Annotated in this window: 21 protein-coding genes and 2 pseudogenes; 12 read left to right on the top strand and 11 right to left on the bottom strand. The window is 70.0% G+C overall.

What is annotated here, in order from left to right; translation table 11 throughout:
• Positions 1 to 183 precede the first annotated feature (183 nt).
• From ABZS64_RS10530 to ABZS64_RS10540, 3 genes are all read left to right on the top strand, one after another.
• Positions 184 to 1587, top strand: a complete 1404-nt coding sequence (locus ABZS64_RS10530) for a nucleobase:cation symporter-2 family protein (RefSeq protein ID WP_355826089.1) — start codon at positions 184 to 186, stop codon at positions 1585 to 1587.
• Positions 1588 to 1698: 111 nt separating this feature from the next.
• The gene (locus tag ABZS64_RS10535; protein ID WP_355826092.1) at positions 1699 to 2814 is read left to right on the top strand and encodes a substrate-binding domain-containing protein; all 1116 of its coding nucleotides are present in this window, start codon (positions 1699 to 1701) and stop codon (positions 2812 to 2814) included.
• A gap of 78 nt (positions 2815 to 2892) precedes the next feature.
• The gene (locus ABZS64_RS10540) at positions 2893 to 5778 is read left to right on the top strand and encodes a glycoside hydrolase family 2 TIM barrel-domain containing protein (protein ID WP_355826095.1); all 2886 of its coding nucleotides are present in this window, start codon (positions 2893 to 2895) and stop codon (positions 5776 to 5778) included.
• Between the two features lie 175 nt (positions 5779 to 5953).
• Here ABZS64_RS10540 and ABZS64_RS10545 read toward each other — a convergent pair whose 3' ends face one another.
• The 6 genes from ABZS64_RS10545 to ABZS64_RS10570 all read right to left on the bottom strand — a co-directional run bounded on the left by ABZS64_RS10545 (position 5954) and on the right by ABZS64_RS10570 (position 10146).
• Complete coding sequence (locus tag ABZS64_RS10545; protein WP_355826097.1) at positions 5954 to 6814, bottom strand: chitosanase; 861 nt, start codon at positions 6812 to 6814, stop codon at positions 5954 to 5956.
• 97 nt (positions 6815 to 6911) lie between these two features.
• Entirely contained in the window at positions 6912 to 8012 is a 1101-nt protein-coding gene (locus ABZS64_RS10550) for a catalase family protein (RefSeq protein ID WP_355826100.1), read from the bottom strand.
• 148 nt (positions 8013 to 8160) lie between these two features.
• Complete coding sequence (locus ABZS64_RS10555; protein WP_355826103.1) at positions 8161 to 8748, bottom strand: 3'-5' exoribonuclease; 588 nt, start codon at positions 8746 to 8748, stop codon at positions 8161 to 8163.
• Between the two features lie 80 nt (positions 8749 to 8828).
• Positions 8829 to 9431 carry a TIGR03086 family metal-binding protein gene (locus tag ABZS64_RS10560; protein WP_355826106.1) on the bottom strand — a complete coding sequence of 201 codons (603 nt, stop codon included), beginning with the start codon at positions 9429 to 9431 and terminating at the stop codon, positions 8829 to 8831.
• A 40-nt stretch (positions 9432 to 9471) separates the two neighbouring features.
• Complete coding sequence (locus ABZS64_RS10565) at positions 9472 to 9663, bottom strand: hypothetical protein (protein ID WP_355826108.1); 192 nt, start codon at positions 9661 to 9663, stop codon at positions 9472 to 9474.
• Between the two features lie 84 nt (positions 9664 to 9747).
• Positions 9748 to 10146 (bottom strand): hypothetical protein, encoded by a 399-nt coding sequence (locus ABZS64_RS10570; protein WP_355826111.1) that lies wholly within the window; start codon positions 10144 to 10146, stop codon positions 9748 to 9750.
• Between the two features lie 130 nt (positions 10147 to 10276).
• Between ABZS64_RS10570 and ABZS64_RS10575 the strand changes: the two genes are divergently transcribed.
• Entirely contained in the window at positions 10277 to 11143 is an 867-nt protein-coding gene (locus ABZS64_RS10575) for a PhzF family phenazine biosynthesis isomerase (RefSeq protein ID WP_355826114.1), read from the top strand.
• Between the two features lie 80 nt (positions 11144 to 11223).
• Here the strand turns inward: ABZS64_RS10575 and ABZS64_RS10580 are convergent, their stop codons facing one another.
• The gene (locus ABZS64_RS10580) at positions 11224 to 11445 is read right to left on the bottom strand and encodes a hypothetical protein (RefSeq protein WP_175256797.1); all 222 of its coding nucleotides are present in this window, start codon (positions 11443 to 11445) and stop codon (positions 11224 to 11226) included.
• 70 nt (positions 11446 to 11515) lie between these two features.
• Here ABZS64_RS10580 and ABZS64_RS10585 point away from each other — a divergent pair, with 70 nt between their 5' ends.
• From ABZS64_RS10585 to ABZS64_RS10595, 3 genes are read left to right on the top strand one after another with little or no spacing between them, the layout of a single operon-like run.
• The gene (locus ABZS64_RS10585; protein WP_355826118.1) at positions 11516 to 11785 is read left to right on the top strand and encodes a hypothetical protein; all 270 of its coding nucleotides are present in this window, start codon (positions 11516 to 11518) and stop codon (positions 11783 to 11785) included.
• Positions 11786 to 11838: 53 nt separating this feature from the next.
• A complete protein-coding gene (locus tag ABZS64_RS10590) occupies positions 11839 to 12531 on the top strand; it encodes a response regulator transcription factor (RefSeq protein WP_355826121.1) in 693 nt (230 codons plus the stop codon).
• Positions 12528 to 13832 (top strand): HAMP domain-containing sensor histidine kinase, encoded by a 1305-nt coding sequence (locus tag ABZS64_RS10595; protein WP_355826124.1) that lies wholly within the window; start codon positions 12528 to 12530, stop codon positions 13830 to 13832. Before ABZS64_RS10590 ends, ABZS64_RS10595 begins: the two co-directional genes overlap by 4 nt.
• Positions 13833 to 13861: 29 nt before the next feature.
• Here the strand turns inward: ABZS64_RS10595 and ABZS64_RS10600 are convergent, their stop codons facing one another.
• Both ABZS64_RS10600 and ABZS64_RS10605 read right to left on the bottom strand, forming a co-directional pair.
• A complete protein-coding gene (locus ABZS64_RS10600) occupies positions 13862 to 14683 on the bottom strand; it encodes a CAP domain-containing protein (RefSeq protein ID WP_355826126.1) in 822 nt (273 codons plus the stop codon).
• Positions 14684 to 15223: 540 nt separating this feature from the next.
• A complete protein-coding gene (locus ABZS64_RS10605; protein WP_355826129.1) occupies positions 15224 to 16108 on the bottom strand; it encodes a DUF1963 domain-containing protein in 885 nt (294 codons plus the stop codon).
• Between the two features lie 143 nt (positions 16109 to 16251).
• On the opposite strand from ABZS64_RS10605, the gene ABZS64_RS10610 reads away from it, so the two are divergent.
• The 3 genes and pseudogenes from ABZS64_RS10610 to ABZS64_RS10620 all read left to right on the top strand — a co-directional run.
• Complete coding sequence (locus tag ABZS64_RS10610) at positions 16252 to 17202, top strand: fibronectin type III domain-containing protein (protein WP_355826132.1); 951 nt, start codon at positions 16252 to 16254, stop codon at positions 17200 to 17202.
• 328 nt (positions 17203 to 17530) lie between these two features.
• Positions 17531 to 17923 (top strand): hypothetical protein, encoded by a 393-nt coding sequence (locus ABZS64_RS10615; protein WP_355826133.1) that lies wholly within the window; start codon positions 17531 to 17533, stop codon positions 17921 to 17923.
• 129 nt (positions 17924 to 18052) lie between these two features.
• Positions 18053 to 18239: pseudogene (locus ABZS64_RS10620) on the top strand (IS5/IS1182 family transposase); the annotation flags it as partial.
• 128 nt (positions 18240 to 18367) lie between these two features.
• Here the strand turns inward: ABZS64_RS10620 and ABZS64_RS10625 are convergent.
• Entirely contained in the window at positions 18368 to 18829 is a 462-nt protein-coding gene (locus ABZS64_RS10625; RefSeq protein ID WP_355826134.1) for a MarR family transcriptional regulator, read from the bottom strand.
• Positions 18830 to 18910: 81 nt separating this feature from the next.
• Here ABZS64_RS10625 and ABZS64_RS10630 point away from each other — a divergent pair, with 81 nt between their 5' ends.
• Both ABZS64_RS10630 and ABZS64_RS10635 read left to right on the top strand, forming a co-directional pair.
• Positions 18911 to 19282: a VOC family protein gene (locus ABZS64_RS10630; protein ID WP_355826137.1), complete on the top strand. Its 372-nt coding sequence runs from the start codon at positions 18911 to 18913 to the stop codon at positions 19280 to 19282.
• A gap of 2 nt (positions 19283 to 19284) precedes the next feature.
• The gene (locus ABZS64_RS10635; RefSeq protein ID WP_355826140.1) at positions 19285 to 20256 is read left to right on the top strand and encodes a DNA-3-methyladenine glycosylase 2 family protein; all 972 of its coding nucleotides are present in this window, start codon (positions 19285 to 19287) and stop codon (positions 20254 to 20256) included.
• Positions 20257 to 20357: 101 nt separating this feature from the next.
• Here ABZS64_RS10635 and ABZS64_RS10640 read toward each other — a convergent pair.
• Positions 20358 to 20756 (bottom strand): annotated as a pseudogene (locus ABZS64_RS10640) (malate synthase A); the annotation flags it as partial.
• Between the last annotated feature and the right edge of the window lie 10 nt (positions 20757 to 20766).

The following is a 20766-nucleotide window of genomic DNA, read 5'->3' on the forward strand; positions in this document are numbered from 1 at the left end:
ATTTGATCTTGCTCCGGATGGCGTTAGGTGGTGTTCACCGACGCGCCTATCGGTGCCGCACCCCCCGGGACGGTGACTCGTGTCTTCGCACCCCGGAAGCACCGGGCTCACCGCTGCACCATTCGCACCACCTCCCTGCACCCGCGTCACCGCCAGACGCGTAACCGACCGGAGGAATCACCCGTGGCCGCACAGCCCAGGTTTCCGAAAGATGCAGTCGCAGCACCGGAGGGAAGGCATCCGGTCGATGAGACCCTGCCTCCTCTGAAAATGTTCACCAGCGGACTGCAGCATGTGGCCGCGATGTACGCGGGCGTGGTGGCCCCGCCCATGATCGTGGGGCCCGCCGTGGGCCTCAGCGCCAAGGAGACCGCCTTCCTGATGGGGGCGAGCCTCTTCACGGCCGGTATAGCCACCCTCCTTCAGACCCTCGGTTTCTGGAAGGTCGGAGCGAAGCTCCCGTTCGTCAACGGAGTCTCCTTCGCCGGTGTGACGCCGATGATCGCCATCGGCAAGGACCGGGGAGCCGACGGCATCACCGTCATCTTCGGCGCCATCATCGTCGCCAGCGTGCTGGGCTTCGTCCTCACTCCGTACTTCTCGAAGCTCGTACGCTTCTTCCCGCCCGTCGTCACGGGCACGGTGATCACCCTGATCGGTGTCTCGCTGCTGCCCGTCGCCTTCCGCTGGTCCCAGGGCGGCAACTCCACGGCCTCCGACTACGGCTCGATGAAGAACATCGGGATGGCCGCGCTGACCCTGGTCATCGTGCTCGCCCTGCGCAAATTCCTGCGCGGCTTTCTCCAGCAGATCGCCATCCTCCTCGGTCTCGTCGTCGGCACGGTCATCGCCGTCCCGATGGGCATGACCAGCTTCGACGCCATCAAGAACGCCGATGTGGTCGGCTTCCCGACGCCGTTCCACTTCGGCGCCCCGCAGTTCGAGATCGCCGCGATCGTCTCGATGTGCATCGTGATGCTGGTCTGTATGACCGAGTCCACCGCGGACATGCTCGCGCTCGGCAAGATCGTCGAACGGCCGGCGGACGAGCGGACCATCGAGGGCGGTCTGCGTGCCGACACCCTCGGCAGTGCGATCAGCCCGCTCTTCAACGGCTTCATGTGCAGTGCCTTCGCCCAGAACATCGGCCTGGTCGCAATGACGAAGGTCCGCAGTCGGTTCGTCGTCGCCGCGGGCGGCGGCATTCTGATCCTGCTGGGTCTGTGCCCGGTCGCCGCGTCCGTCATCGCCCTGGTTCCGCTGCCGGTCCTCGGCGGCGCAGGCATCGTGCTCTTCGGCTCGGTCGCCGCAAGCGGCATCCAGACGCTGGCTTCGGCCGCCCTGGAGAAGGGCGAGAACGCGCTGATCGTCGCAGCCTCCGTCGGCATCGGACTGATCCCGATCGCCGCGCCGGAGTTCTACCACGCCTTCCCCAAGGACGCCCTCGTCGTCCTCGACTCTGGCATCTCCACCGGGTGCATCGTGGCGATCGCTCTCAACCTCGCCTTCAACCACCTGGGACAGAAGAGGAGTTCGGACACCCCGGTGACCACATCGACCGGCTCGGAGGCGGTCGCGGTCCACTGATCCGCCCTCCACCGACGTCCGAATCCCGTTACGCGAACGTATCGATCGCAACCGATCGATACGTTCGCGTGTCCGGGTGTACGATCCGGCGGATCGGAACCAGGGGGAACGATGCGATTCCATGTCGGCCAACGTCATGAGCGGGTGCTCGAACTCGTCCGCGAACGCGGCAGTCTGCGGATCTCCGACCTTGCCACCGAACTCGAGGTCTCGGCCGTGACCCTGCGCCGCGATGTCGAACTGCTCGCCGCCCAGGGGCGGCTGGGGCGTCTGCACGGCGCCGTGGTCTGGCCGGGTGGATCCGACGCGCGAGCGCTCGAGCCGGAGCCAGCTACGGACGCCGCATCCGGCGCGGTCATCGCCATGATCGTGCCGACCACGAACCACATCTTCGCCGACGTCGTACGCGGCGCCCGCGACGCCGTCGAGGCGCGGGGCGGACGGCTGGTGCTCGGCATGTCCGGCTATCTCGACAGCGAGGACCCGGTGCAGGCCGAGCGGTTGCTGTCCGCGGGCGCCGACGGGCTGCTGGTCGCACCGGGCTGGTTCGGCGGAGTGCCCGTCGGGGGCCAGGAGAAATGGCTGCTCGACTGCACCGCGCCGGTGGTGCTCGTCGAGCGCTGGGCGCCGGCCGGCAATCCGGCCGCCGTGCTCGACCGGGTGCGTACCGACCGGGCCCATGGCGCCGCGGCGGCAGTCGGTCACTTCGCGGCGCTCGGCCATGAGGCGGTGGCCGCGGTGATCCAGGACGGCCCGCACGCCTCGCAGATAACCACGGGATATCTGGCCGCGGTGGAGACACTCGGCCTGCGGCCCGTACCGGGCTCGCCCTTCGGCACGGAGCCCAGAAGCACCGAACAGGAACGCTACGACGCGTCGGTGGAGTATCTCGTCGAGGCCGTGACCGAGCACGGCGTCACCGCGGCGCTGGTCCACAGCGACGAGGACGCCATCGTGCTGCTGCCCCGGCTGCGGGCGCGCGGCATCTCCGTGCCCGGGGATCTGGCCCTGATCGCCTACGACGACGAGGTGGCGGAACTCGCGGATGTGCCGCTGACCGCCGTCGCCCCGCCGAAGCGCTCGGTCGGCGAGCTCGCGGCGAAGCTGCTGCTGCAACGGCTGGGCGAGGCGGGATGCGGACAGCCCCAGCAGCCGCGCAGACACCTGGAGTTGCTCCCGGAGCTGCGGATCCGCTCCTCGTGCGGTGCCGCCGGGACTGCTCCCTGATCGATTTTCGATCATGTTGAGCGTCTTGTGTGTTCACCCTTGACGGCAATAGGTCGTCCGCAAAGGATGGGCCGCACTATGACCGACTCGACTGAGCCCGACACCAGTTACGTCGAATCCCGGGCCCCGGGCAGCGGCCGCCGCGCGCCCCGCGCCGCCTTCGACTCCGACGCTCCGCGCATCCCCCTGGACGGCGAGTGGCGCTTTCACGTCGCCCCCGGACTCGCCGGGCTCACCGCCGGATTCGAGGATCCCGGCTTCGACGACTCCGGCTGGGGCAGCATCGCCGTACCGTCCTGCTGGCAGATGCAGGGCATCGGCGCTCCCGCCTACACCAATGTGGTCTACCCCTTCCCGGTCGACCCGCCGCGCGTCCCGGACGAGAACCCCACCGGCGAGTACCGGCGGGAGTTCGAGCTCCCCGGTGCCTGGCCCGCAGGCAGGAGCGTCCTGCGCTTCGACGGCGTCGACTCCTGCTTCGCCGTGTGGCTCAACGGCGAGCACCTCGGCGACGGAAAGGGCAGCCGACTGCCCACCGAGTTCGATGTCACGAGCGCCCTGAAGCCCGACCGCAACACCGTTGCCGTACGCGTCCACCAGTGGTCCGCAGGCAGCTATCTGGAAGACCAGGACATGTGGTGGCTGTCCGGCATCTTCCGGCCCGTCGCGCTGCTGTCCCGCCCCGAAGGGAGCATCGACGACTTCTTCGTCCACGCCGACTTCGACCATCTGACGGGCGCCGGAACCCTGTCCGTCGACACCGGCGGCGCACCCGCCAGGCTCAGCGTCCCCGGCCTCGGCATCACGGACGCGGACCCGTCAGGCCCGCACACCGTCGCCGGTGTCGTTCCCTGGACCGCCGAACAACCCCACCTCTACGAAGCCGAGGTGACCACCGACACGGATCGCGTCACGATCCGGATCGGCTTCCGTCGCGTATCCGTCGAGGGCGGTCAGCTGCTCGTCAACGGCCGCCCCATCCTGCTGCGCGGCGTCAATCGCCATGAATGGGATCCCCAGACCGGGCGCACCCTCTCGTACGAGACGATGCTGCGCGATGTCCTGCTGATGAAGCAGCACAACATCAACGCCGTGCGCACCAGCCACTATCCGCCGAGCAGCCAATTCCTTTCCCTGTGCGACGAGTTCGGGCTCTGGGGCGTCGACGAATGCGACCTGGAGACCCACGGCTTCTATCTCGACGACTGGCGGGACAACCCCAGCGACGACCCGAAATGGCGCGACGCATATCTCGACCGGATGTCCCGCACGGTCGAGCGGGACAAGAACCATCCCAGCGTCATCATGTGGTCGCTGGGCAATGAGAGCGGCACCGGCGCCAACCTGGCCGCGATGGCCGAGTGGGCCCGCACCCGCGACCCTGCCCGCCCCATCCACTACGAGGGCGACTGGGACAGCGGCTATGTCGACGTCTACAGCAGGATGTACGCCGACCATGCCGAGACCGAGCTGATCGGGACCGGCAAGGAGCCCGAAACCGAGGATCCGGCTCTCGACGAGCACCGGCGCCGACTGCCCTTCATCCTCTGCGAGTACGCCCACGCCATGGGCAACGGCCCCGGCGGGCTCAGCGAGTACCAGCGGCTGTTCGAGACCTACCCGAGGCTCCAGGGCGGCTTCGTCTGGGAGTGGATCGACCACGGCATCGCGCGGCGCACCGAGGACGGCAGGAAGTATTTCGCGTACGGAGGCGACTTCGGCGAGCCCGTCCACGACGGGAACTTCGTCGCCGACGGGCTGGTCTTCCCCGACCGGACACCTTCGCCGGGACTGATCGAGTACAAGAAGGTCGTCGAGCCGCTGCGTATCGACCTCTCCGCCGCGGAGATCCGGGTCCGCAACGGCCATGACTTCCGCGACACCGCACATCTGCGTTTCCGCTGGCATGCGGAGGACGGGGAAGGGCCGTGCGGGGCGGGGGAGTTGGCGGTCCCGCCGCTCGCGCCCGGCGAGAGTGCGGCCGTGCCCCGGCCCGTGCTGCCTGCCCCGTCCACCGGCGAGCAGGTGCTGACCGTCGTCGCCGAACTCGCCGATGACGAGCCCTGGGCCCGGAAGGGACACGAGATCGCCTGGGGCCAGGCCGTATCCGCGGCGGCCCCGGTTCCGCACACCCCCGGCCCCCGCGCCGCCGCCACCCGCGACGGCGGACGGATCACACTCGGCCCGGCCGTCTTCGACGCGGCCACCGGACGACTGCGCGCGCTCGGCGGTCTCGACCTCGACGGGCCGCGCCTGGATCTGTGGCGCGCCCCCACCGACAACGACGAACTCGGCCCGCGCCTCGCCGACCGCTGGCGGGAGCGTGGACTGCACCGGCTCACCCACAAGCTCCTCGGCCTCGACGCAGGTCAGGACGGGCTGACCGTCACCACCCGCGTCGCGGCAGCCGGCACCGACGCCGCCATGACCGCGACGTACCGCTGGCACACCGACGGCGACCTGCTGTGGCTCGATCTCACGGCCGAGCCCACCGGCAAGTGGCCCGACCCGCTGCCGCGCATCGGCGTGCGGATGGAGTGCCCGGGATGGATCGACACCGTGGAGTGGTTCGGCCTGGGCCCCGGTGAGGCATACCGCGACACGACGGCAGCGGCCAGGACCGGCCGCCACCGCCTCACGGTCGACGAGATGCAGACTCCGTACGTACGCCCGCAGGAGAACGGCAACCGCCGCGAAGTGCGCCGGGCGCTGCTGAGTGGCGACGGCGGCGGACTGCTGCTCACCGGAGCGCCGCACTTCGACCTCACGGTCCGCCGATGGACCTCCGAGGATCTCGATGCGGCCCGGCACGCTGCCGAACTCACCCCGCGCGACGGGGTGTTCGTGAACCTCGACGCCGGCCACCACGGCATCGGCAGCGCCTCCTGCGGACCGGAGACGCTGCCTCAGCACACGCTGCACGCGGGGGTGACGACGCTGCGGATCGGCTTCAGCCGAGCCTGACGGTTGGCGACGGGAGAGCGTTGCGAAGTGGTCGGTTTTTACCATTTTGGTCAAGTGCTCAAGTAGTTCACCGGAGATGAGCGAATCGATCGTTTCTGAAAGGCCGGAGGGCCGGGGCCTGTGCGTGTCCGCACGGGTCCCGGCCCTCCATTCGTTCGATGCGCCGTTCGATGCGTCAGTCGATGTGGAAGCTCTCTCCGTACACCTTCCAGTCGAGCGGGGTGTTGAGGTTGAAGTTGTTCTTCCTGACGAAGACGCGCTGGGCCGTGTCGACCCGGCTGGTGTCCTCGTGCGCCTCCTCCTGCTTCATCGCCCAGACCCGGGCGTCGAGGAACGCATTGAGATAAGTCTTCTCGTCGCCGCCCTGGGCCGGTGTCTTGGCCTTGGCGAGGGCCTTCTTGCGAATGCTGGTGAAGCTGGTGGAGTCGCCGCCGTCGCCGTGCATCACGATCGCGTCGTAGTAGATGAACTGGCCGAGGGCGCCGATGCCGTCCTGCTTGCCTCGGTTGACTGCGGGGTTGAAGTAGACCCGGTCGCGCTCGTCGTTCTGGGCCTTCTTGAACTCCGAGTCCTGGGCGGCCTTCTTCCAGTCCTTGGTGAAGTTCGGGTCGAGGCCCTGGTGCGAGTCGCTGCCGTCGACCTTGCGCAGCGCGGGCAGGTACTTGGCCAGTACGTTCCCGGGCTTGCGGTCGGTGTAGAGCTCGACCAGATCCAGCATGTCGCCGGTGCCGGAACAGAAGCCGATGATCCCGGCGGTGTAGCCGCGGCCGTCGCCTATGTCCTCGATGTACTTGTACTGGGCCTTCCAGTCCAGCGAGGAGTTCTCCGCGCTGGACACGATCTGCATGGCGATCTCCTTCTTCGCCGGGTCGTCGAGGCCGACGGCGGCCGGGGCTGCGGTGACGCCGGCCTGCGGCGCGGGCTCGCCGGACGTGGCCGCGAAGGCGGTGGCAGGCACAGCGAGCAGAGCCACGCCGAGCGCGATACGGGGGATGAGCTTGAGCGGACGTGCAGGGCGAGCGTGGGGGGCGGGCACCTTGCCTCCATAGGGAGTTCGTCGTTCCGGGTGTTCTGTTAGGAAGCTTTCCTATCAGAGTGCGGAAGTGTCGTACAGCCCTCCGGCGCGCGGAAGTTCAGCCCAGGAGCTCCGTGCTGCTCGCCGGCTCCACCCGCGGCTGCCCGTTGATGCGGTGCCGCTCGATGGACGAGCGGCGGTACACCTCCTCGCGGACCCGCTGGATCTCACCGATCGGCCGGTGGTCCTCACGGGTGCGCCACGGCGTGATCGAAGTGCCGTCCGCGGCGGCCAGGTTCTCCTCGCCGCCGATGTCCTGCCGCGGAATGGCGATCGTCGCCACCGTCACCCACGGCGACAGCTGCTCGGGCCACTCCACCGAGGTGTTGTCCACCGGCATCCGTGCGAGATCGGCATTGAGCTGCACCTGCAGCTCGAAGACGTGGTCCCGCTCGGCGGCCTCCGCGACGAGCGTGGTGCGGAACGCCTCGCCGTCCGCCTGCACATCGACCGTCGGGTGCGTGACGGGCGAGACCGGCACGGTCCGCACCTTGGCGATGTGGTCGCCGTAGCGGAAGGCGCCCATGCTGTTGTACGTGTACGAGAAGAGGTTCTGCCGCGGGACCCGCGTGAAGGACAGCATCGCGAACAGCTCGTCCCACAGCCACTCGTCCGAGGTGTCCAAGGTTCCCCGCCGGGTGAGGAATTCGCCCATCCACGACTTCCGCCGCGCCGGGTTCACCAAGGCGTCGGGCAGCTCGGCGAACAGCTCCTCGATGACCATGTAGTCGTAGGCCGTATTGGCGAAGAAGACCTTGTTGTTGATCAGGTTGAGGTCGAAGGTCGTCGCCTCGGCCTCGTCGGCGAGCAGCGATGCGCCGGGCACGCCGAACATCTTGATGCCCATGCCGCATGCCGCGCCGAGCAGTGAGTCGGCCCGCAGATGGCCGAGCCCGTTGGAGTACCTGACGACCGCGTCGTAGGTGCCGGGCCCGGCGAAGATCCCCTGGGCGTACGGCCCCGGAACCTCACCCACCGTGACGGCTGCCTTGAGCAGTCCGTATGTCTTGCCGTGAGCGGTCCGGACCGCTCGGCCCACGTGCTGCCGCTCGACCGACTCCCGGGTGCGCCGGCCGACATTGCGGACGACCTCGTCCAGTTCCTGCTGGTAGGTGGGCCGCTCGACGGGGGTGTACGACTCGTACCTGACGAAATCCATGGCGGGCTTCTCCTTCGCCGCGTCCTGCGTGGCTGTGTCCTACAAGAAAGTAGCCCGCTATTCAGTTGTGCACAACTTAACTGCTTGTGACGGCGCCCGCTGTGGTGTGCCCGGGGTCAGGGCGGTGGCCGTCGGAGCCCGCGCGGGATCAGCGCCCCGGCCACGCCATGAGGTTGCTGAACAGCTCCGCCTGCTCGATCGCGTCGTCCAGGGCGTGGTGGGTGTGGGGCCGGCGGGAGAGCAGTTCGCGTGGCATCGTGCCCTTGGCGACAGCCCGCAGCGGGAGCCGCGCCTTGGTCGCGTACAAGGTCTTCATGTCCAGGCATCCGGAGTGCCCGAAGGGGCTCGCCCCGGTGAAGCGGATCAGATACCAGTACAGAAAGGTCCAGTCGTACGAGGCCGGGTAGCCGCACATCACCGGCTGGGCGCCCGGGCTCACCTCGCGCACCCAGTCGCTGAACTCGGCCAGCGCGACGGCCGGTTCGCTGCCCTCGGCGATCAGCCGGTCCCGGTCGAGCCCGCTGACGGCCAGGGCCTCGGGCACGAAGTCCTCGCTGATGGGACGCAGTTCACGGTAGAAGGTGTACGCCTCGGGGTCCTCCGGCGCATAGCCGTCACCGTCCTGGCGGCCCGCCACCGCCGCGCCGAGGCTGATCATCGAGTACGGGCCCGGGATCGGACCGTCGGCCTCGATGTCGACGGAAAAGTAGAGACTGGGTTTCACACGACGTGCCATGCCGGGAGCATCGCATCGGGCTGCTCCCGGCACATCCGGTTTTGTCCGCGGGCCGGTCAGACCCGGCTGCCCGGTCCCGGTCAGTCCCCGGGCCGCCAGTCGGGCCGGCGGCCGCTGAAGCCCACGACCTGGTCGAGCAGCGGCGCGTCCTCGGGCACGGCCACGACCGGGCCGAACATCCCGTCCTGGCTCGGGTCGTCCCCCGTCGGCTTCATCAGCTCGTACGACACCTGAAGGCTCGCCTCGCCCGGCTGGTAGTCCTGCCCGGTGGCGCGCGCCAAGTCCCAGCCGTGGATGACGAGTTCGTTGACGGCGACGCGTCCGGCGATCGCGGCCGGGAAGGTGACGCCGCCCGCCTGGGTGTCGCCGTCCCATGCGCCCGGCCGCTGCCGGGCCTCCGCCAGTTCGTCCAGTCGCTGGGGAAGCACGGTGCGCCAGTCGCCGTGGAGCGTCGGCAGCACGGACCCCGGGTCCGTATCGGTCGTGGGGCCGAGGTCCTTGCGCGCCGCGTCCCGGAAGGCGGTGGACAGCCCGACGAGATGGCCGAGCAGCTCCCGTACGGCGTACTTGGGACATGGTGTCGGGTCCCCGAGCCGATCGTCGCCGATGCCGTCGATCAACTGCGCCACGGCGCGTGCGGCGGGGTGGAGGTCGGGGGCGGGGGTCTGCGAAGTGTTGTCCATACACAGGCAGACCCCACCGGCCCCCGAAACTCATCGCCCGCTACGACTTTCCCGGTTTGCGGGCCAGGAGGAAGGCCTGCGGGGTGTTCTCGCGCCGGTCGGGCTCGCGCACCAGCCGGGCGACCTCCACCAGACCCGCCCCGGCGAGCTGCTCGGCGACACGGTCGGGCGGCAGCCGGTAGACGCCGAGCGACGGCGCGTGACCGTAGGCGTGCTCAAGGCGCACCTTCACTCAACCCGAGGAAGTCCAGATGCACCGTCACGCGGCCGGGCCCACAGCCGATATCCGCGACCGGCCCGGCCCCGTCGGCCGCTGTCAGACGCCTTGCTTCGGGCCGATCCGCAGCTCGTGCTCCTGCTCCCCGTGACCGAGCCCGCGGAGCGTCTTGTCCTCCACCGTGAAGTGCTCCTGGAGGCCGAGAACGAGCCGCTGGATGTCTTTCGGGCGACCGTAGACAAGCGCGGGGACGGCTTCGGGAAGCAGAACCGGTTCGTTCAGAGGCCGCCGCCTGCGTACGTCGAAGGACAGCGTGGACACCACGGGGCCGCCGTCCGAGAGGATCCGCCCTGCCCCGGGCGGGGCAGGGGCAAGGCCGAAGATCGCGCTCAGCGTCTCGTAGACGAGGCCACCTGCCCGAGTGGGCTCGATGTGCACCCCGACCGTTCCGTGCCCGCGGTGGTGGGCGGACTTCCGTTCCTTCAGTCGCAGCCGCATGTCTCCAGGATCTGGCGGATGGCGCGAATCCGCCCGGCGGACCTGACCGGGACGCCTCGGCCCCCGGGCGCGGGGGCACGAAACCCCTGACCCCGGGAACAAACCACTCCGGTCCGCAGTTCCGCCGAGCATGACGACCAAGGCCGCAGTCCTGCGTTACACCGCCTTCTCCGGCGACCCCGAGGGGGGCAACCCCGCAGGGGTCGTCCTCGACGCTTCCGGGCTCGACGATGCCGACATGCTTTCCATCGCCGCCGACCTCGGGTACAGCGAGTCCGCCTTCCTGTCCGCGCCGCCCGAGGGGCTCGGCGGGGAGCCCGGACGGGCGTTCACCATCCGGTACTTCAGCCCCAAGGCGGAGGTGCCGTTCTGCGGGCATGCCACGGTCGCCACCGCCATCGCCCTCGGCGAGCGCATCGGGACCGGCGACCTGCTGTTCGCGACGCGTGCGGGGGCCGTGCCGGTGACGGTGGACGAGGAGGGCGGGGCGCTGCGGGCCACCCTCACCACGGTCGAGCCGCACAGCGAGGACATCGCGGACGCCGACCTCGCCGAGGCGCTGGCCGCGCTCGACTGGCCGGCCGCCGATCTGAATCCCGCGCTGCCGCCCCGTATCGCCTTCGCCGGCGCCCGGCATCTGGTTCTCGCCGCCGCGACCCGTGAGCGGCTGGCGGATCTGGCGTACGACTTCGAACGCCTCGAGGCTGTGATGCGCCGTCTCGATCTGACCACGGTGCAGTTGGTGTGGCGGGAGTCGGAGAGCGTCTTCCATGTGCGCGACCCGTTCCCGGTGGGCGGCGTGGTCGAGGACCCGGCGACGGGCGCTGCGGCAGGTGCGTTCGGCGCGTACGCCCGAGAACTCGGCCTGGTCCCCGGGGCGGCGGTGCTCACCCTCCACCAGGGCGAGGACATGGGCCGCCCGGGGGTGCTGACCGTGGAACTGCGCCAGGGCGACACCCGGGTGCGGGTCACGGGGACGGGGACGCGGATCGCCTGACGCGGGCCCTCCGCCCCGTTGGGCGGCGGGCGAGACGTGTGCCGTGAAGGCGCCCGGGACGGTGCTGAGACCGGGCGCCCTCAGAAGGACGTCTCGCGCACACTGGCCCGGTCCGAGGGAACGGTCGTCGCCGTGATCTCCGAGCGGTGCCGGTCGCCCGCGAACGTCACCGTCAGGGTGTCGGGCGCGCTCTGTGTGGTGCTCGCCGTGAAGCCCTGGTTCGGCACCGCCGAGATGAGGCACACCCCTCCGCTTCCGTAGCGCACGGTGGCCTTCCCTCCCTGGGACGCGATGGTGTGCACACCCGAACCGCCCTGTTCGCAGCCCTCGCCACCCGACGCCCCGGACGGCTCCTCCGGAGGAGGAGGCGTCGTGCGGGCGGCGGGGGTTGGCGACGCCGTACGGGGTCTGTCCGTCTTCCGGGGCGGAGTTGGCCTGGACGAAGACGGGCTCGGGGTGGGCTCCGGGCTCGGGGAGGCGCTGGGGCGCGGTGTCTCCGAGGCATGCGGCGAGGCGGCGAAGTCCTTTGCCGCCGACTGCGCGACCGGCGCCGTCGGTCTGGTCGAACCCACGACGAAATGGACCGTGATCATGACGGCCGTGACGCTGGCGGTCGTGCAGGACAGCCAGATGAGCACGTAACGCAGGTACCGGGGCACGACACCATCTTGGCGGACGCGCTAACGTGCCTGCTCATGGCCTCCGTACTTGTCGTCGAGGACGACCCAGTCATCCGGGCCGCGCTGATCGAGGTCCTCACCGGACACGGGTACGCGGTGAAGACCGCTCACCAGGGTTTCGAGGCGCTGCGGCAGGTCACCCAGGGCCCGCCCGACATCGTCGTGCTCGACCTCGGACTGCCCGACCTGGATGGTCTCGACGTGCTGCGGATGATCCGGGGCATCTCACGTGTGCCTGTGCTGGTCGCCACGGCCCGCGACGACGACACGGAGGTCATCAGGCTCCTCAATGCCGGAGCCGACGACTACATGGTCAAGCCCTTCTCGGGCGGCCAGCTCGCCGCGCGGATCGCGGCCGTGCTGCGGCGGTCCGGGCCGGCCGTGGACGACGGCGGCCGGCAGCCGGTTCTCCAGGTCGCCGGGCTCAGGATCGACCCGCTCGCCCGAACCGCGCACCTGGACGGCGGCGAACTCTCTCTGACCCGGCGGGAGTTCGACCTGCTCGCCTATCTCGCGCGCAACGCCGACCAGGTCATATCCCGGCAGCGCATACTCGCCGAGGTGTGGCAGCAGCCGTATCTCGAGGACCAGACGGTCGACGTTCACCTCTCGGCACTGCGCAGGAAGCTGGGTGAAAAGCCCGCGGATCCCCGCTATCTGCACACGGTGCGCGGTATCGGGATCAAGCTGGTCGCCTCTCCGTCATGAGACGCGCTCTCGCAGGGATGTCCCTCGCCGCGACGCTGATGGTCGCGCTGTCCTTTCTCGTTCCGCTCGCCCTGCTCGTACGCGAACAGGCCCGGGACCGGGTGACGACCGCCGCCGAGCAGCGTGCGGCCGCTCTCTCGCCGGTACTCGCCCTGACCACCAGACCCGCCGATGTGCAGCAGGCGGTCTCGGGCCTGGGCTCGGACGACCGGCTCGCCGTACGGCTCCCGGACGGCGGGCTCGTCGGCACTCTGCATGCGCCGCAGGATGCGCTGAACCGCGCGGTGGGCAAACGGGAGACGCTGGCGCTCGACACCGACGAGGGATGGGTCTATCTCCAGCCCGTCGTCCTCGCCCAGAACCGGGTGGCGGTCGTCGAGGCATACGTGCCCGCCGGGGATCTGACCCGGGGTGTGTGGGCCTCGTGGGGCGTCATGTCGCTGCTCGCGCTCGGCCTGGTGGGCGGCTCGGTGCTGGTAGCCGACCGGCTGGGCGCCCGCGTCGTCCGCTCTTCCAGGAGCCTGAAGCGTGCCTCGCTGGCCCTGGGGTCGGGGGATCTCGACGTACGGGTGGACCCGGACGGTCCGCCGGAGCTGCAGGAAGCGGGGGCCGCGTTCAACACCATGGCCGACCGGGTCGTGGAACTGCTCGCCATCGAGCGGGAGATGGTCGCCGATCTCTCGCACCGGCTCAGGACCCCGCTGACCGCGCTGTATCTGGAGGCGGACCTGCTGGGTGGTTCACCGGGCGCTCGGCGGATCACGGAGGCCGTCGCGCAGTTGGAGAGCGAACTGGACTCGATCATTACCGCCGCCCGCACCCCGCTGGCCGCAGGCCCCGCGAACGGGATGATTCCGGCGCGCCCCTGCGAGGTGACCGAAGTGGTGGCGATGCGGCTCGACTTCTGGTCGGTGCTCGCCACCCAGCAGGAGCGGCTGTACGAACGCTCTTTCACGCCGCGGCCGACGCCCGTGCGGTTCCTCGAGGACGACCTCGCCGCGGTCGTGGACGCGCTGATCGGGAACGTCTTCCGGCACACTCCGCAGGGCACTGCCTTCGCCGTACGCGTGGAGCGCACCGACCGGCATGTGCTGCTGACGGTGGAGGACGCGGGTCCCGGCGTTGCCGACCCGGAGGCCGCGCTCACCCGGGGCGTCAGCGTCGGCGGCTCCACGGGCCTCGGCCTGGACATCGTGGCGCGTGCGGCCGGAGCGGCGGGCGGGGAGCTGGAGATCACCCGCGCGTCGATGGGCGGGGCTCGGGTGCGAGTGTCGTTCGGGCTGGCGGGCGACGAGCGGTAGTCGGTCCTACCGGCTTGCGCCAGTCGGTCCTACCGGCTTGCGCCGAAGTCCTGCGTCCACCAGGGGCCGCCGTCCCCGAAGTGCACGCCTATGCCTATCTCCTTGTAGGAGCAGTTGAGGATGTTGGCGCGGTGGCCGGGACTGTGCATCCACGCGTCCATGACGGCCGCGGCGTCGGACTGCCCCTGGGCTATGTTCTCGCCCAGCGCGGACCAGAGATATCCGGTGGCGTCGACGCGGCCGGCCATCGTCGATCCGTCGGGCCCGGTGTGGGACATCACGCCACTGCGCGCCATGACATCGCTGTAGTCGTCCGCGGCCCGGGTCAGCTTCGCGTTGGACATGAGCGCCGAGCAGCCGGCCGACGCGCGCTCCTTGTTGACGAGTGCGAGGACCTGGGCCTCGGCGCCGCTCGAGGACCCGGACCCCGAGCCGGACCCCGACCCGGAGTCGGTCCTCGGCGTGGGTCGCTCCCCGCCACCCGAACTACCCGTGCCGCTCCCGCTCTTCGCCGTCACCTTCGGTGATGCCGCTCTCGCCGACGGCTTGGGCTTGGCGGAGGCCTTCACGCTGGGGCTGGGGGAGGCGGTCACGCTCGGGTTGGCCGAGGGTGTGGCAAGGGGGGTGGCGCTGCCCGCCGCGGCATCGGCCGGTCCGGGGACATCGGCGGCAGCGTCCGTCTTCACCCGGTCCGTTGCGCCGCCCTGGCCGCCGCTCGTGGCAAGAGTGACTCCGACGCCCGTCACGACGGTGATCGCGCCGAGTGCCAGGACGACATTGCGCGCCCGCAGTCCACCCTTGGGGCGGGCATGGGAACGGGACACGGGTCTGGCGGCTCGGCGGGAACTCATGCGTACGGCACCTCGAAAGGAAAAGTCGGTCCTACAAGGGGACCCCGGCAGGCGCGTCCGCGCCCACCGGGATCGTGGGGGGTTGACGAGAGCGTATGCGTGACCGGGTACGGGATGGGCGTTCGATGGACCTTCTTCAAGAAGCCCTAAGAAAGCCCTAAGACTCCCGTCGGCTACGCCGGACATTCACCGTAGGCACGGAGCCGACGGGGCACGACTCGACGAAGGCTCCAGCACGGCCTCCCAGGCGGGCGGGAAGCCGCCGTTGGGCCTCTACGATCCTTGCGTGGACGAGGTACGCGCGCGTGCTGGATCGTGTCGTGACGGAACTGTCGGCGCTGAGCCGTACGGGCGATCACCGACGGGACGCCTGGACCATCCCGATGCCGGAGTGCGCGAGGAGGCGGCCCTGGCAATCGCCGAACTCGACGCCGTCCGTCGTCGGCATACGGACTGATGGCACGACCGCCGGCCACCGCGTGCTGGTGCCCCCCCGGCCGAGCGGGCCTGACGTGACGCGTGCCGCGCAACGGCTGTCGGTCAGGAGCAGTCGAAGCAGTGGCCGATGGGCCGGTCGGGGCACGACCGGCACTCGAAGATGTACACCCCGCCCGCGTCGCCCAGCATGAGCCCGGCCGCATTCTGCGCGGCGAGGCCCTGTTCGGAGCGGAAGGACTCTTCGCCGTCGACGACGGCCCGGTCCTCCAACGGCAGCCAGGTGCGCCAGGATTCTCCGTCGTACTCCCAGCTCGCCACGGTGAGCAGGTGCTCCATCCGCTGCCCGCAGCGGTCGCAGTCCGGCCACCACGGCTCCTGCGTCCAGCCCGGGTAGCCGCCGAGCTTGATCCCTGGGGCGTCGGCGAGGTGGAACTGGTACAGCCAGCCCGTTTCCTGTTCCACACGATTGAACCGATCCCGGAGCGAGTCGAGCACATGGCGCGCCAGATCCCAACTGGGGTACTCCGTCACGGTCTCCGGGTGGACAGCGCAGGGGTTGGGGACATAGTCCTCCGACGCCTCGGCGGGCGGGGGCGGGCTGGGCGCCACCTCGCCGACGGCCGCTGTGCTCCGCCAGTGGACCTGGGGGAGCGGACAGCAGAAATCGCCGTGGTCGAAGGGACACCACAGGACCTGGAGCAGGTCGCGGCCCTCGGGGAAGGGCAGCCCGGGGGCGTCGGCCCGGTGGATCTGCACGATGGGGACGAAGGGTGTCGGGCCCTCGTGGGCGGTTCCCAAGGCGTCGTCCCCACTGCACGTGGGCCACGGCTCGTCGGCCGGCCACAGCAACGGGCCGCCGACCGAGCTGTCATGACACGTCGGCTCGCCGACACGGGGGTGGAGCCGTATCGCCTCCTTGCGGAACGGAGCCACCTCCGGGAACAACTGCTCGACGTCGAGGGGGCGGGGCGGGGTACGGCGGGTCACGTGCGGCTCCGGCGGCGCTGGTGTTCGGGACGGCAGGACTCTACGGCCAGGGTCTGACACCGGACTGCCTGCCCTCTTGTGGGTCGGGCCGCAGCCGTGTCATATAGGTCTGGACCAATACCCCCGTCCGCGGAGGTCCGACCGTGCAACGTCCCCCCACACTCGCCGCGTTGACCTGCGCGGCAGTCCTTGTCCTCACCGCCTGCGGAGGCAAGGACAAGGACACCGAAAGCCCCACGACACCCTCCGGGGTGACGGCTCAGGCGGGCAGCGCCACCTCCGTCCACGTCATGTGGAACCAGGCCACCGACAACAAGGCGGTCACCGGCTACGAGGTGTTCCAGAAGGGCGCCAAGGTCAAAACGCTCCCCGCCACCAGGAACATGGTCGACATCGACCGCCTGACACCCGAGACCCCGTACACCTTCACCGTCCGGGCACGCGACGCCGCGGGCAATCTCTCCGAGCCGAGCGCAGCCGTGCCCGTCACCACTCCGGCCCCCACGCCGGAGGACCGCGCCGCGCCCTCGCGACCGCTGAAGCTCACCGTCCGGGCCGACGGGAGCCGTGCGGCCACGCTGTCCTGGGCGCGGGCCGCGGACGACGTCGGCATCACCTCGTACGACATCTACCAGGAGGACTCCCGGATCCACAGCGTCCCCGGCACGGAGACCACGGCTCGCGTCACCGAACTGCGCCCCGGCACCGTCTACACCTTCACCGTGCGCGCCCGGGACGCCGCCGAGAACTCCTCGCCCGACAGCGATCCCGTGGACCTCACCACCGCGACGGCACCGGGCAAGGGCCCGAGCACCGCGCCCACCAGCCTGAAGGCGACCGCCCGCAAGGGGACCATCGATCTGACCTGGACGCCACCGCGGACGGGCGGCCCGGTCAAGGAGCACCAGCTGTTCCTGAACGGGAAGTTGGCCACGACGATCGTCTGGGGCGCCGCGCCGCCCGCAGGGACGGCGGCGTACACGATCACGGTCACGGACAAGCCGGGCACCCGCTACAGCATCAAGCTGAGGGCCAAGCTGCCGGACGGCAAGTGGGGCGACTTCTCCGCGCAGCGCACCGTTGTGGTCCGCTAGGCGGCTGCTCTCAGCCCCGCGAGGCGACTCCACGAAAGGCGTCCGGTGCTCGGAAGTCACGCGCAGGGTCGGCCCTGCCTTGTCCTGCCGCAACCCTCATCGGCTTCCGGCGGCTCAACAAGCAAAACGGCGCTTTAGCGGAGCTCCGGGGCGCTGCACCGGTCGTGGCCCCGCGTCCATGCGCCCCTCTGGAGCGCTACGCGCGCCGTGGCATCGACGAGGACCGCAGCGTTTACTGAATCGCCATAGACCCACGCATAAGGGGCTTAAGGGAGGGGAAACCACCATGCCAGCACCTAACGATGCGGAACTGACCCGCCTGATCACCGTGTCCACCGGCAGCACGGTGATGGACAACGAGCCGAACACACCAGCCCCCGGGGGTCCTCCGAGCGCTGACTTCCAGCTCATCGTGGAGGCGGTGGCGGGCAACGTGCTCGGCAACAGCGCCGCGACCTACACGCTGGAGCTCGTCTGTGTTGATGAGACGCTGGCGGCCCCCAACGTCGGTATGAGCGTCGCGGCGGTCAACCAGGCGTTCAACAACGCGAACGGCTGGGCCGCCGGCGGCACTGCCGGAAACTTCACCAAGACGCAGACGTTCCCGATCGCAGTTCCCGCCGGCGTGGCACGCCACGTCTTCCATTACATAGGGACACTGGTCGATCAGACCGGAAACGTGGTGTCTTTCATCCGCGGTGAACCGTTCATCGTGGTCTGAGCGCATCTCTTCGCGGACGGTCGCCTGCTCGGCGACCGTCTGCGGCACGCAGGGGCGCCGGCGGTCTTGCTCTCGGGGAGGCCAACCTCGGGTCGGCCGTCGGCGCCGGGGACGACGGTGGCCCCACCGCGCCCCCTCGCCCTCGTTTTCACCGTCGGACAGGCTGGTGACGTGCCCGCCTTCCCGGAGGTGATGGCCCGCCTGCATGGTCCCCGCCGACGCGGGCGGCCCCGCACCGGACCGGCCGCCCGGATGCCGCGCTTGCGCAGGTGTCATCGCTGTCCCGGTTGATCAACGAGGCCATCGCCTGCCGCGCCTGCCATCGCCTGCCGCGCCTGCCATCGCCTGCCGCGCCTGCCATCGCCTGCCGCGCCTGCCATCGCCTGCCGCCACGGCAGGCCACCTGCCGGATCCGAACGCAACGGCCCTGACGCGCGGCCGTTCTCACCCGTCGAGTGCCGCCGCCATGTGGTCGAGGTCGGCGAGGAGCTCGGCGAGACGTTGCTTCGGGACGGCTTCGCTCATGCGCTGGTCGATGGCGTAGACGGCGGAGCGTGCCGCCGCGAGGCGACGGTGGCCCTCCTCGGTGAGGTGGGCGGGCAGAGCGCGACCGCGGTCGGTGGTGGCCGGCCGGGTGATGAGGCCGGCGTCCTGCAGTCCGCGAAGGACGACGTTCATGGACTGCCGCGTGACGAACGTGCCGCGGGCCAGCTCGGCATTGGACAGGCCGGGGCGCTGGTCGAGGAGTTCGAGGCAGGCGTACTGCGGCACCGTCAGGCCGTACTCACGCAGTGCTCTGTCCATGGCGTTGCGCAGCGCCGCGGCGGCGCGCTTGAGGCGGTATCCCAGGCGCTCGGTCACGTCGGCGGCGGGCGGGGCCTGGCTGGAGGGAGTCCCATCATGCATGTCAGGAGTTTGACATGTGTGCGCGCCCCCGTCTAACCTCTGCATATGTCAAAGTCCTGACATGCAACACGAGGAGTACTCATGACTGTCACCGTCGGTGGGCCGGACTTCATCGCTCTGCAGGTCCGCGATGTCGAAGCGGCTGCCGCCTTCTACGAGGAGCAGCTCGGGCTGCGCCGGGCGCCTGTCTCGCCGCCCGGAGCCGTAGTGTTCGCCACCGAGCCGGTTCCGTTCGCCGTCCGTGAGCCGCTGCCGGGAGTGGATCTCGACAGCGTCGAGCGGCCCGGACTCGGCGTCGCCCTGTGGTTCCGGACCACTGACGCGCAGGCTCTGCACGACAGGCTCCACGCCGCCGGGATCCCCATCGTCAAGGCACCCGAGGATGGTCCGTTCGGCAGGATGTTCACGTTCGTCGGCCCCGAGGGCTACGCCATCACCACGCACGAAGGCTGATCATGACCGCCATCGCCATCACCCCGCGCGGGCCGTTTTCACTTGCGGCGAGCATGCGGTTCCTGGAGGGCTTTACACCCGCCGGATACCGCGACGCCTCGGACGGCAGGGGCCTGCGCCTGGCCTTTCCCGCCGATGACGGCTACTCGACGGTGAGCGCGGAGGTGAGGCAGGCGCAGAGCTCGGAGGGCACCGTACGGGCGGATGTCGCCGTGCACAGCGGGAATCCGGGCACGGACGGGATGGGCGTGGCATCTGCGGAATCGGATGATGTGAGCGCGGTGCGGGCGCAACTGGCCCGCATCCTCTCGCTGGACGTCGACGGCGGCGGGTTCCCACGGCTCGCCGAGGGCGATCCCGTCGTGGCCGAGCTCATCGCGGCGTACCCAGGGTTGCGGCCGGTGTGTTTCTACTCGCCGTACGAGGCCGCGGCCTGGGCGGTCATCGGCCACCGCATCCGGATGGTCCAGGCCGCCGCGATCAAGGCCCGCATCGCCGAGCACCATGGACAGCGCGTCGCCGTGGCCGGGGAGTCGCTGCACGCCTTCCCCACCCCACTGGTCCTGCGCGGACTCAGCCGTGTTCCGGGCCTGCCCGAGACGAAGGTCGAACGGCTGCGCGCCCTCGCCGACGCGGCTCTCGCCGGTGATCTCGACGCCGCCCGGCTGCGCGCGATGCCAGTGGAAGATGCCCTCGCCCATCTGCGGACCCTGCCCGGCATCGGCCCCTTCTCCGCAGAGCTCATCCTCATCCGCGGCGCCGGACACCCCGACGTCTTCCCCCGCCATGAACGCCGGCTCCACGCCTCGATGGCCGAGGCGTACGGCCTCAGCGAATCCGACGCCTCCGATGTGCGCCGGCTCGCGAGGATCGGCGACCACTGGGCGCCATACCGCAGTTGGGTCGCGCTCCTGCTGCGCACCCGCCGTGAGGAGCAGGCCGGGCCGGCAGCCCGCGGTCGCTCGATGCGGTAGTGCCGGCGGCGGTCAAGTCCGCCATCGGTGGTCGCGAACCAACCATGACGCCCCCGGTGCGGTGTGCGATACCGGGGGCGTCGTCAGACGTACAGACAGATTCAGCCCGTCAACTGCTCGTACGCCGGCAGCGTCAGGAAGTCCGCGTAGTCCGCGTCGAGGGAGACGTGCAGCAGCAGGTCGTGGGCCTGCTGCCACTTGCCCGACGCGAACGCCTCCTCGCCGATCTCCTCGCGGATCGCGGCCAGCTCCTGTGCCGCGACCTTGCGGGTCAGCTCCGGGGTGGCGAGTTCGCCGTTCTCGAAGACGACGCCCGCGTTGATCCACTGCCAGATCTGGGAGCGGGAGATCTCCGCCGTCGCCGCGTCCTCCATCAGGTTGAAGATCGCCACCGCGCCGAGGCCGCGCAACCATGCCTCGATGTAGCGGATGCCGACCTGGACGGCATTGCGCAGGCCCTCGTACGAGGGCTTGGCGTCCAGGGAGTCGATGGCGATCAGTCGGATACCC

The sequence above is a fragment of the Streptomyces sp. NPDC005408 genome, from assembly GCF_040606445.1.
Lineage (GTDB): Bacteria > Actinomycetota > Actinomycetes > Streptomycetales > Streptomycetaceae > Streptomyces.